Here is a 12,101-nt window from a genome sequence, read left to right on the forward strand (position 1 = left end):
TTCACCAACTTTTCAATTGATTTGCTAACTGTACTTTTTGAATTTTACCAGTTGCATTTTTAGGCAATTCCTCTAGAAACACAATTTCTTTTGGAAGTTTATATTTTGCTAGAAATAAACGACAATGTTCAATGACTTCCTTTTCAGTTAATTCACTGCTACTCTTTTTCACAATAAAGGCAATTGGAATCTCTCCCCACTTTACATGTTGCCTACCAACGACCGCTACCTCATATACCCCCGAAATCTTATTAATGGCCTGCTCTACTTCAAGTGGATAAATATTTTCACCACCGGAAATTATCATTTCTTTTTTTCTGCCGACAATATATACAAAACCATCTTCATCAACTTTAGCTAAATCTCCCGTATATAACCAACCATCTTGAATCGTTTCTTCTGTTGCATCTGGCCGATTCCAATACCCTTTCATTACATTTGGTCCTCTTATAAGTAACTCTCCAACCTCACCAATCTCAACTTTATTTTTGTTTTCATCAATAAGTACATAATCACAAAACAGAACCGGTTTCCCAATTGAACCTACTTTACGTCTTGCATCTTCTTCTGAAAGCATAAATACGGTTGGTGATGTTTCAGTCATGCCAAAGCCTTGCCCAAATAAAAATCCTCTATCTATAAACTCTCTCATCAACTCTTCTGGACATGGTGCACCACCGTTATAAAACCAGCGAACTGATTGTAAATTTGTAGTTTCAAACTTTGCGCAATTCATTAATGCTTGATGAATTGTAGGTACTCCCATCACTATAGTCACTTTATGTGTTTCTATCATGGAAAGAGCTGCAGTTGGTTCGAATTTTCTTGGAATAATGATTACGCCACCTGCAAATAAAGTTGGAAATGCGAATAAACCAATCCCACCAATATGAAATAAAGGTAATAATACAATGGAGCGGTCGTGAATAGTTAAGTCAATCGCAAATGTATTATTAAGCGCATTCCAAAACATATTTTCTTGTGTAAGTACAGCTCCTTTCGGTTTTCCTGTTGTACCTGATGTATAACATATAATAAAGGATGCGCTTTCATTTATCTCTTCAAAGTTGTAACTTTTTCTATCTTCTATTTCTTTTAAACTTTCAATCGAAATAACTCTTTGTACGCACGATACCTTATGCATTGACAGTGCCATATTTTGAAATGTTTCCTCTACAAATAAAACTGTAGTTCCACTATCTTTTAACTGGAATATAAGTTCATTTTCTGTTAACCGTATATTAAGTGGAACAGCAATACATTCTACCTTTGCTACAGCAAACAAAAGTACAATATATTCCAAGCTATTTTGTGATAAAATAGCTATCCTTTCTCCTTTTTGCACATGTAAGTCGTAAATTAAATATGCTGCTACTTTACTTACATACTCATGTAACTGTTTATATGTTATTTCCTCCTCTTCTGTAATAATGGCAATGCGATCTGGATGTAAATAGGACCGTTTTTCAATCCAATAAGCAATGCCTTGCATATTTTCCCACTCCCTTATCTCTTTCTCAATCCTTCAAATATTAATGACATCGCTGCTTCAAATACATCTTCCGGAACATCTTTCTCTTCCCAATAACCCCATCGCATCCCTAGAAATTGCCCAATTGACATAAGACAATACGCAATTGTTTCTTTCTCAAGTTGTTTAAACTCTCCCGCTTCCATACCAGCCGATAAACTTTTTAAAAATCCATTTGCGAGCTTTGCATAGTACCATCTATATAAGTTATCATCAACAACTACTGCCTGTTGTACAATGTTATATAGATTAGGTCGATCTTTCACCCACCGAAAAAAAGCCTGAAAACCTCTTCTTTGTGCCTCTTCATAACTTGATATTCCCTTCATTTCTTCTTTAATAATTAAGCGTAACTCACGGTTCAATCTGCGGATCAATTCATCAAATATATCTTTTTTAGATGGAAAGTAATTATAGAAAGTTCCGTGCGCTACCTTTGCTTCTTGTGTAATATTCACGATAGAAGCCTCGTAATACCCTTTACTACCAAACACCTCTTCTGCAGCACACAATAATTTCTCTCTCGTTTCTAACCCTTTTGTTGTTAGGTTTTTTACATCCATTATTATTTTTTCTGACACCTGAATCACCTCTTAGATTTGATTATAAATATATTTCTGAATTTTTCAATTATTTTCATTAGACAAAATCCGCAAGCGTTTTTCTACATACAAAAAAGGACTAACTTATTTTGAAGTTAGTCCTTTAATCTTAATTAGAATTGAGTTCTACTTTCTCCAACCCTTCAGCCAATTGTTTCTTATCTAGCCCTTCTCCTATTACTACCAAGTTCGTCGGGAAACCGAAATCTTGTTCCAGTAAAGTTGGTACCCCAAATGAATATTGGAATAGATGCGGGTATTTATCTCCATGGAATTTCACAAATCCTTTTACACGATAAATACTATCTGGTAAATTCGAAAGCCATTCGTATAATTTATCTTGATCAATCGATTTCGTAAATTGATATGTCATCGTTTGTATATGTAAATGCTGTTTTACATGTAGTGTCTCATGCTCCCCAACATTCGTAAATTCAGCTTCTTCTATGTCTTCTAAAGATATATTACAATATTTTGTTTCAAACAATTTCGCATGATTATTTATTGCTTTCACTTCTTCAATTACTTTGTTCTTATCCGCATCTGTTAGTAAGTCTGATTTGTTAATTAAAATGTGGCTACCAAACTTCAGTTGCTCATGCAATAATTGCTGAACGTTTGCACTTAATACTCTTCGATTTAACCACCTTACTGCATCTAAAACGACGACAATTGATTTCACTTCTAGGAAAGGTGCTAAAATTGGTGATACACACGCATCTAATACTTCAATTGGATGCGCAACACCTGTCGTTTCTATATAAATGACATCTGGTCTTTCTTGCTGATATAACGAATGCAACTGTATTTCAAGCTCTTCTTTCAACGTACAACAAATACATCCTTTTAGAAGTTCCCTTAAAACATTCTCTTTTCCAATAATATCTGTATCTACCGAGTATTCACCAATTTCATTCATTAATACTGCAACTTTTCTATTTTTCTTTTTCTCCGCTAACAATAAATTTTGTAATAATGTTGATTTTCCACTGCCTAAAAAGCCACCTAATATATGAATTTCTACTTTATTCATTTGATCGACCATCCATTTCTTTATTTCAAACATATTCAAAGCGTAATAATTACGATTTATATTTATTATTTTATTAAAAGAGTAGTGATTTGTAAATATATCTTCATTGTTCGTTTACTTCATAAGCAACTCTAATTCCAGACTCTATTGCTCCTTGCATCCATCCGTGGGTTAATGTTGTATGCTCTCCTGCAAAGTGTACTTTGCCAGCTGGCGGCGTAATATACGGAAATAACTCTAGCTCTTGGTCTGGTTCGAAGGCCGTAAATGCTCCGCAAGAATACGGATTTTGACCCCAGCTAAAAGATGTTCCAGTAACAAACTCACTATAGACGATGTCGCCGTATATTTTCGCTAAATTTTTTAATGCGTAACGAATACGCTCTCTTTGCGGAAGACTATCCCATGTTAACGCCTCATCTGCCCACGTATAACTCGCTAAAACGATAGCTTTCCCTGGTGTATGAATGCCATAACTCGGATAATATGTAAACCGTATAGGTAAATCTGTAATAGATTTCCCACCACACTGTCCCGCTTTCTCCCAAAATCTACTTTTAAACTCTATCGCAATTTTAGTTGCATCAATATAATTTAATTCACGAATTGCTCGTCTTTTAAAATAAGAGAATACACAATATGGCTGAACTTCTACAAATCGTAACGCTGAAAATGGAATTGTGATAATAGCAATGTCGCCTGTTACCATAAATGGATTTAACGTTTGTTCATTTGTTACTTGCATCATCACTTTATTATCTTCCTGTATAATTTTTTCTACTTTATACGACATAAAAATATTATCCTTTAGCTGTGGCAAAAATGAATTGGGTAATGCATCCATTCCGCCCGTTATCTCATAATATTTTGTCGTTGAAGTAAAAAAGAGCATTTCACGTAATACTTCAATTAAAGACATTCCCATATATGCTTCCATATCTAGAAGTACCCCAATCATATCTATTGCTCCATCTGAATAATACTCACTTAAAAATGATCCGAGTGCATATGTTTTATACTTTTTTTCAACGATGATCCAGTTTTTATTAGGATCTTTTTTTATAAAATTAAGTATTGGTTCTAATACTACTAACATTAGCTCTTCTGCCGTTTTTCCTTTTTCGTTCTCTAAAATGGGATACCCAAGTATACTTGGATTTTTTTCAAACACGCTCAATCTCGTTTTAATATTATTCGTATATATAATATCGGAAGCGGTTTTATTTATAAAAAGATTTAACGGTAATTTAAATTTACGAATGTAAGCTAAAGTTAACTCGTGTGTTTCAGGAATTCTCATTGGTCCTGCATTAAAATATAAACCAGAGCTAAATGGTTCACGAATCGTATATATCCTTCCGCCTATTCGATTATTCGCTTCTAAAATTGTTATGTTATGCCCTGCTTCTTTCAATAACGATGCTGCAACTAATCCTGAAATTCCTGCACCAGCAATAATAATCTGCTTTGGATTATTCGTTTTAACGAGCCCCACATTAATAATATGGAGCATTCTTTCCATCGTTAATGGCTGCATCATGCCCTTTTCCCCTTCGATAAAGGATTTTATTGCATTATATTCGGTTAACTTACTTCCTATGTTTCGTGCAAGAAATTGCACGGATAGATTTTCAAATACTTGAATATCTTTTATAAAATGTAATAAACTAGATATGAATCTATAGAAGTAAGACGTATTATCTTACATAATAAAATCAATGAAATTGCGAGGAATTTTGAAATGAAAAAAGGTATTAACCGTGTTGTATTAGTAGGAACAGGAGCAGTTGGATGTAGTTATGCTTACTGCATGATTAACCAAGCTGTAGCTGAAGAATTTGTTTTAGTTGATGTAAACGAGGCAAAAGCTGAAGGAGAAGCAATGGATTTAAGTCATGCTGTTCCTTTTGCACCAGCTCCAACTAGAGTATGGAAAGGCAGCTACGAAGATTGTAAAGATGCTGATCTTGTAGTCATTACAGCTGGATTACCACAGAAACCAGGCGAAACACGTTTAGATTTAGTTGAGAAAAACGCGAAAATCTTTAAACAAATCGTTCGTAGTATTATGGATAGCGGATTTGATGGTATCTTCTTAATCGCAACTAACCCTGTTGATATTTTAACTTACGTAACTTGGAAAGAATCTGGTTTACCAAAAGAACGCGTAATTGGTTCTGGTACAACACTTGATTCTGCTCGTTTCCGCTATATGTTAGGTGAGTACTTCAATATTGGTCCACACAACATTCATGCTTATATTATCGGAGAACATGGTGATACGGAACTTCCTGTTTGGAGTCACGTATCAGTTGGTATTCAAAAACTACAAACGCTTCTTGATAAAGACAACACATACACGCAAGAAGATTTAGACAAAATCTTCATAAACGTTCGTGATGCGGCTTACCATATTATTGAGCGAAAAGGTGCAACTTACTATGGTATTGGTATGTCACTTCTACGTGTTACAAAGGCAATTTTAAACGACGAAAATAGCGTATTAACAGTATCAGCTTACTTAGAAGGTCAATACGGTCAAAAAGATGTTTATATCGGTGTACCTGCTGTTTTAAATCGCGGCGGTGTTCGTGAAATTTTAGAAGTGGAATTAAGTGAAGAAGAAGAATTAAAATTCGATCACTCTGTTCAAGTGTTGAAAGAAACAATGGCTCCAGTTCTTTAATATGTATAGTAAAAAGCAATCCAATTTATTTTGGATTGCTTTTTTATTTTGACTATCCCTCTCCCTATGATATAGGTTAATATTATTCATAATATTAAGGAGTGATTTCATGAATGACTCTTGGACAATTGTAGTCCTCTTATTGGCTATTTCATCCCTAATACTTTTCCTCTTTTTAATCATCAGGACTCTATTTCCAACTCAAAAATATGAAAAAAATCTCGGATTCATTCTACTTATTATATGCTTATTAACAATACCGATTAGTATCTTCCTTATCGGAGGATGGGCAGGTATGGGAATTGGCATAATCGCATTATTTCTTTTTACTGCTGTTATTATAGCTTTAATTGCAAATAGATTTATTAAACTTCCACCTGCTAAGAAAGAATAAAGTGAAGCTTTAATCAGTGGCGTCCCACCCTTACTATTTATTAACCACTGTCAATTAACATTTTTTAGAATAAAAACAACCGATGTATTCGTTCCTTGAAAACATCGGTTGTTTTCCATTATTTTTTAATCGCTTTCTCATTATTTACATCAAGTACATCTAAGAAAAAGATAAAAATCGGTATCCCGATAATAAGCCCCCATATTCCAAGGAAATGTTCTGAAAAGATGAGAATCATAAATGTATAAAAGATTGGTAAATTCGTTTTCGCAGACATAAACTTCGGATTTAAAAAATAACTTTCAAGAGCATGGATGACTGTAATGAACACAAGTATGTATACTACATACATAACTCCGCCTACGTTATAAGCAATGATACAAAGTGGAAATAAAGAAATAATCACACCTGCAACTGGAATCAATCCGAGTAGGAAAATCATAACAGCTAATACGAGTAGCTGCGGAAATCCTAAAACAATTAATACAATGACAGTAAGAATACAATTTACAACTGCAATTAAAAACTGTGCTTCTATTACTTTACCGAACGATCTTGCAAACCTTTCGCCAAAATATGCAATCTCCTCATAAAAAATCTTTAGCTTACTCTCTTTAAATTTAGAAGTAAAGGTAATAATACGCTCTTTTTCTAACAAGAAAAATAAGCTTAATATGAGAGACAATAATATTTGTAAACTTACCTTCCCTATGTTTGCTATCGATTGATAGATAACATCTACACCTTGTTCTATATACTTTGATACTTCCATTCCGTTAATTGTCGAAAGTGCATATTTAATGATTTCATTATCAGGTGGATTTTGAAAAAACAATTTAAATTGATAAATCAATTGTGAAATTTGTATCGTTAACACAGGTAAATATTTATACAATGTCGTGCCAATAAAGGAAACTAATATGATATACAAACAGGCGATAACAATTTTCCGGTTCACTTTCAATTTCTTTGAAATAAAACGTTGAAATCGATCCATTAAAAATGTCAGTATAAACGTAATTAATATTAAATTGATCATACTTTTTAAACCATATAATACTAACGCTACTATTATTAAAACGAGAAACCGTTGAAACCCTCTACTTCGAAAGAAATTTTTCACTTCATTCATTAAGATTTAACCTCCCCCTTCAGTGGATGGAAATTGAATATATTACATTTTATGAACTTCTATAGACAATCTTTCTTACTAATTGAGAAGAATCCTTTTTTTCTTTTATATTGTTAGATTCTATTTATATTAGCCCCCCTACTTACTTCAGTGGAGCTCTTTTTTTCGTTTAACCTTTTACAATTTAGGTGATTTTCTATTTTTAGACTGCTGTTCATACGCATAACCAATATTGAATAGTTCCTTCTCACTGAATTGCTTCCCAACAAACACCGCACCTACCGGCTCTCCATTGTTATCATATCCTGCTGGCACCGCTAATTCTGGATAGCCAGCTACAGCTGATAGCAAAACTTCATCATTGTTAATCATGACTAAAGCATCCAAACCTTTTTCTACTAAATACCTATCTAGCTCTTTTCTTGCATTTTCTTGACTCGTTTGCACTACTTTTTCAAAATCATCTTTCGTTATAGCAGATTTTTCAGAGCCCTCAATTAATGTTTGTCCATATTTCATTCGTCTTTTACTATCCTTTTTATTAAACGCTATAATTTCTTCTAACGATTTTACTGGTACATTTTTGTGCTGTGAAAGATAATCGTTCACATTATGTTTGAACTCATATTCTAATGTTTGCAGATTATCTACACCCTCATCGTTTAACTGAATGTCATCAGTCAATATCGCACCGGCGTCTTGAAGGTCTTTTCTAATCTTTTCTGCTACTTCCTTTCTATTCTCATCTTGTTGATCTATTGAAAAAAGAACCCCTATTTTTTTCCCTTTCAATCCATCTATTGATAAATCCTTCGTATAATCAATTCTTTCTTTATCTTTCATTTTTTCTGTCATAGCATCTTTTTCATCATAACTTACCATTGCGTTAAATAATGTTGCCCCATCCCTTACCGTTCTTGCCATCGGTCCTGCAGTATCAAGTGTTTCAGCTAACGGAATTATGCCTGATCTACTCACCATACCTAGTGATGGGCGTAACCCAACTACTGATTGCTGCGTCGCTGGTGCGACAATTGATCCAGTCGTTTCCGTCCCGATTGCAAGTGGTGAAAAATCTGCCGCAACTACTGTAGCAGATCCTGAACTTGATCCCGATGTATCAAACGTAATCGGACCGTATGGATTCAAATTTTGTCCTTTTTTCCCGCTATATCCGCTAGGCATTGTAAAGGATAAATAATTTGCCCACTCAGACATATTCGCTTTTCCTAAAACAAAAGCACCTTCTTCTTTCAACTTCTTCACAATCGTCGCATCTTCATCTGCAATCCAATCTTTTAACACATAAGTTCCCGCGCTTGTCGGCATCACCTTTTCCGTTTGTACATTATCTTTTACGATGACTGGCATGCCATATAAGTTAGACTTCTTATTGAAAGACCTTTCTTTATCTAACTTTCGCGCTTCCTCCATTGCATTTGGATTAACCTCTGTAACAGCATTTAATGATATTCCATTTTGGTCATGCGCTTGTATTCTAAAAAGATATACACTCGTTAATTCTTCATATGATAATTTCCCATCATCAATCATTTTTTGAAGCTCATCTACAGTCGCATTTACAACCTCTTTTTCTTTTATCTTTACATTATCTATGTTGATCCCTTTCAGCTGATTATGTATCGGTTTTAACACTCTATCTTTATCATATACGATTCGCTCAGGTTCCTTTGGAAAATAATTTTTATACACGTAATATCCACCGACACATGCTAATAGGACAATACCTCCAGTGATAGAAAGCGTTATCTTTACCCATTTCTTCATGTTGCTTCCTCCATTCTAAAAGTTGCTCAGTTGTAGCTTCTTTCTATATAAAAAAGAGAGTTATATTCTACGTAACTCTCTAGACAAAATGCTAAATGAAAAACTTAATTATTTCAATCTAATCGTTTCTTTTTTGCATTCGCTTCGCTAATAATTCCTTTACTTGATTATAAGTTAATCCTGAATTTTTATTTAAACGCTTTACTTCCTCAACATCAGTACCTACCACTGTATATTTTTTCTCGTCATTCATTTTTCCACGGCCCTTCCTACTGCATTATTTCTTATATTTCTTCCCTAAACTCCTATAAATTAACACAAATACAAATAAGGAAACTGTACGAAATTCAATAGCTAAAAGGGAATTCAGTTGTGTAAGAGAAGGAAAACATCAAAAAATGTCGAATTTATATACTTGTTGAATTTAAGGACTTGGAGGATACATTTTGAAAACATATGAGTTTAAACATAACATTCCCACATTGGAAGAGTACAAATATTTGTGTGATTCTGTTGGATGGTCTAATTATATGAATTTTGAAGTGGCGGAAACTTCACTGAAGCATTCTATTCACTGCATCACAGTCAAAGATAATGAACAAATTATCGGCATGGGGAGAATTGTTGGCGATGGATCTATCTATTTCTATATTCAAGATATAGTAGTTCATCCAGATTATCAGAAACATGGTATTGGGAAAGAAATCATGCATCGTTTAGTTGCATACTTACATGAGAATGCCCCTGATAAGGCGTTTGTCGGTTTATTTGCATCAGAAGGTAAAGAATCGTTCTATGAAAAGTTTGATTTTAAAGATTACTCACCAAACATGACAGGGATGTTTACTGTCATTTCAAAATAATAAACATAATAGATTTTTACTTGTAAGGAAAGACTTCGATTCATATGAAGGAAATTGTTCTTGCAGTAAGAGTTTAACATTACATATGAAAAGACAGTACATATATGCTAATATGTACTGTCTTTTCATTTATCTAAATTTTTATATATTAAATTTATTAATAAAATTTCACTACATCTTCAGTAGGTAAGAATGTTCTTTCTCCCGGTTGTTCATTTGACTCACCAAATGGCATTTGTCCTACTAAGCTCCACTCTGCTGGAATATTCCAAGTTTCTTTCACTTCAGCATCTACAATTGGATTGTAATGTTGTAATGATGCGCCAATTCCTTCAGCTGATAATAACATCCATACAGTATGTTGTAACATTGCATTTCCTTGATGAGACCAGAATGGGAACTGATCTTTATATAATGGTGCATTTTCTTGCATTTTTTCTACTGTTGCTTGATCTTCAAAGAATAACACAGTCCCAACACCTGCATGGAAACCTTTTAGTCTTTCTACAGTCGCTTCAAAGTTTTCTGCTGGTACGCGAGCTCTTAGTGTTTCTTTAACAATATCCCAAAACTTTTCATGCTCTCCGTCCATTAATACGACCATACGGCCACTTTGCATATTGAAAGATGTTGGTGCGTGTAGAGCTGTTTTTAAAACCTCTTCAATTCTTTCTTTCGTAATTGCATCGTTTTTTGTTACTTTACGAATGGAACGACGGTTCACGATTGCTTCTTTTAAGTTTGTTGTAGTTGCTGACATATTAATTCCTCCAAATATTTGTTTTATAATTTATTTTGTTATTTCATAACAAGCGAATTAGCAATATCCATCTGTATTACATTGCATACCTTCAAATGAATTTTTATCTTTTTCAATTTCTTTATCAATGACTCTTTGTAGCGTTTCTTTACTAGCGAGCCCTTGAATGACTTCATCTCCAATCATGACAGTTGGAACAGCCATAATATTCGCTTCATCATATGCGTGTTGAATTGCTTCTTGATGCTTTTCTTTATATTTACGAGTTACTAAAGCTTCTTTAAATTCAGCTTCAGGAAGACCTACTTCTACCGCTAATTTTGTTAACACATCAATATCTTCAATGTTTTGCTCTTCTTGGAAAAATGCTGTGAATACGCGGTGATGATACTCATTTCCTAGTCCACGTTCTTTCGCAAATTGACACCCTTCGAAAGCTAAATGTGTATATGGATGCGGTGAAACACGCGGCAAGCGCATATCGATTCCTAATTTCTTCGCTGTCGGTAGAATGAAAGCATCCCATGAACCTAATTTTTCTGGCTCATTCCATGGATCTATTTTTGAATATGGACTTGGACGTAATTCAAATGGCATCCATTCAATTTCTACACCTTTTTCTTTCGCTACTTCATCTAACGGACCTTTTGCTAAAAAACAAAATGGACATATAAAATCTGAGTATACTTTCATTTTTACAGTCATAACTTTTACACCTTACCTTTTAGTTGTAATCAAATAAGTTACATTAATGATAAAAAAATATAAATATTATTTAAGCATTCATTTTTTCTTGCAGAGTTTCAAACAGCTGGCCCATCGTAATATTTCTCAAAACCTCTTCCATTGCGGATTGTGCTTGAATTAAAATAATTTCTAATACCGATTGAATATTTGCTCCAATTGGACAATCTGGATTTGGTTGCTCGTGAATATGAAATAGTTTGTCTTCTTCTACTACATTTACTGCATGATACACATCTAACAATGTGATTTCATGTAAATCCTTTAATAACCCTGCGCCACCTGGACCTCGGTTTACGTAAACAAAACCAGCTTGTTTCAAGTACGACATAATTTTACGAATCACTACTGGATTTGTATTGACACTTTCAGCCATATAGTCTGAAGTACAAAGTGAAGATGGATTGTTTTTCAAAATAGATAAAATATGAACAGCTATAGAAAAGCGGCTACTAATTTTCATCGTGATTACCACCTCGATGTAATCATTATAGTTACAACAAAAAGATAAGTCAATCCTTTTCATAGATTTTTTATAAGTAAATTAAAAAAGTGTCCCATTATGATA

The 12,101-nt window shown here is 33.8% G+C and carries 13 protein-coding genes; 3 read left to right on the forward strand and 10 right to left on the reverse strand.

Annotated features, from left to right (window positions below):
* Position 1 precedes the first annotated feature (1 nt).
* From ACXY7N_RS03345 to ACXY7N_RS03360, 4 genes are all read right to left on the reverse strand, one after another.
* Positions 2 to 1,492, reverse strand: a complete 1,491-nt coding sequence (locus ACXY7N_RS03345) for an o-succinylbenzoate--CoA ligase (protein ID WP_488592273.1) — start codon at positions 1,490 to 1,492, stop codon at positions 2 to 4.
* Between the two features lie 14 nt (positions 1,493 to 1,506).
* Positions 1,507 to 2,112 carry a TetR/AcrR family transcriptional regulator gene (locus tag ACXY7N_RS03350; RefSeq protein WP_016088329.1) on the reverse strand — a complete coding sequence of 202 codons (606 nt, stop codon included), beginning with the start codon at positions 2,110 to 2,112 and terminating at the stop codon, positions 1,507 to 1,509.
* 130 nt (positions 2,113 to 2,242) lie between these two features.
* A complete protein-coding gene (locus ACXY7N_RS03355; RefSeq protein WP_488592274.1) occupies positions 2,243 to 3,166 on the reverse strand; it encodes a CobW family GTP-binding protein in 924 nt (307 codons plus the stop codon).
* Between the two features lie 103 nt (positions 3,167 to 3,269).
* Positions 3,270 to 4,706 (reverse strand): flavin monoamine oxidase family protein, encoded by a 1,437-nt coding sequence (locus ACXY7N_RS03360; RefSeq protein ID WP_488592275.1) that lies wholly within the window; start codon positions 4,704 to 4,706, stop codon positions 3,270 to 3,272.
* A gap of 201 nt (positions 4,707 to 4,907) precedes the next feature.
* Here ACXY7N_RS03360 and ACXY7N_RS03365 point away from each other — a divergent pair, with 201 nt between their 5' ends.
* Both ACXY7N_RS03365 and ACXY7N_RS03370 read left to right on the forward strand, forming a co-directional pair.
* Positions 4,908 to 5,852 carry an L-lactate dehydrogenase gene (locus tag ACXY7N_RS03365; RefSeq protein ID WP_016088332.1) on the forward strand — a complete coding sequence of 315 codons (945 nt, stop codon included), beginning with the start codon at positions 4,908 to 4,910 and terminating at the stop codon, positions 5,850 to 5,852.
* A 109-nt stretch (positions 5,853 to 5,961) separates the two neighbouring features.
* Positions 5,962 to 6,246, forward strand: a complete 285-nt coding sequence (locus ACXY7N_RS03370; RefSeq protein ID WP_016088333.1) for a YesK family protein — start codon at positions 5,962 to 5,964, stop codon at positions 6,244 to 6,246.
* 118 nt (positions 6,247 to 6,364) lie between these two features.
* Here ACXY7N_RS03370 and ACXY7N_RS03375 read toward each other — a convergent pair whose 3' ends face one another.
* The 3 genes from ACXY7N_RS03375 to ACXY7N_RS03385 form a co-directional block, all read right to left on the reverse strand.
* Positions 6,365 to 7,378 (reverse strand): AI-2E family transporter, encoded by a 1,014-nt coding sequence (locus ACXY7N_RS03375; protein WP_016088334.1) that lies wholly within the window; start codon positions 7,376 to 7,378, stop codon positions 6,365 to 6,367.
* Positions 7,379 to 7,555: 177 nt separating this feature from the next.
* Positions 7,556 to 9,166 (reverse strand): amidase family protein, encoded by a 1,611-nt coding sequence (locus ACXY7N_RS03380; protein ID WP_488592276.1) that lies wholly within the window; start codon positions 9,164 to 9,166, stop codon positions 7,556 to 7,558.
* Between the two features lie 118 nt (positions 9,167 to 9,284).
* Entirely contained in the window at positions 9,285 to 9,419 is a 135-nt protein-coding gene (locus ACXY7N_RS03385; protein WP_016088336.1) for a hypothetical protein, read from the reverse strand.
* Between the two features lie 193 nt (positions 9,420 to 9,612).
* Between ACXY7N_RS03385 and ACXY7N_RS03390 the strand changes: the two genes are divergently transcribed.
* Positions 9,613 to 10,029 (forward strand): GNAT family N-acetyltransferase, encoded by a 417-nt coding sequence (locus tag ACXY7N_RS03390; RefSeq protein ID WP_016134176.1) that lies wholly within the window; start codon positions 9,613 to 9,615, stop codon positions 10,027 to 10,029.
* Positions 10,030 to 10,186: 157 nt separating this feature from the next.
* On the opposite strand, the gene ACXY7N_RS03395 is transcribed toward ACXY7N_RS03390, so the two are convergent.
* From ACXY7N_RS03395 to ACXY7N_RS03405, 3 genes are all read right to left on the reverse strand, one after another.
* Positions 10,187 to 10,789: a nitroreductase family protein gene (locus ACXY7N_RS03395; protein ID WP_488592277.1), complete on the reverse strand. Its 603-nt coding sequence runs from the start codon at positions 10,787 to 10,789 to the stop codon at positions 10,187 to 10,189.
* A gap of 57 nt (positions 10,790 to 10,846) precedes the next feature.
* Positions 10,847 to 11,494, reverse strand: coding sequence for a DsbA family oxidoreductase (locus ACXY7N_RS03400; protein WP_016088340.1), 648 nt, complete (start codon positions 11,492 to 11,494; stop codon positions 10,847 to 10,849).
* Positions 11,495 to 11,564: 70 nt separating this feature from the next.
* Positions 11,565 to 11,996 carry an Rrf2 family transcriptional regulator gene (locus ACXY7N_RS03405; protein ID WP_098561123.1) on the reverse strand — a complete coding sequence of 144 codons (432 nt, stop codon included), beginning with the start codon at positions 11,994 to 11,996 and terminating at the stop codon, positions 11,565 to 11,567.
* Between the last annotated feature and the right edge of the window lie 105 nt (positions 11,997 to 12,101).

The organism is Bacillus sp. 5w2 (assembly GCF_054353775.1).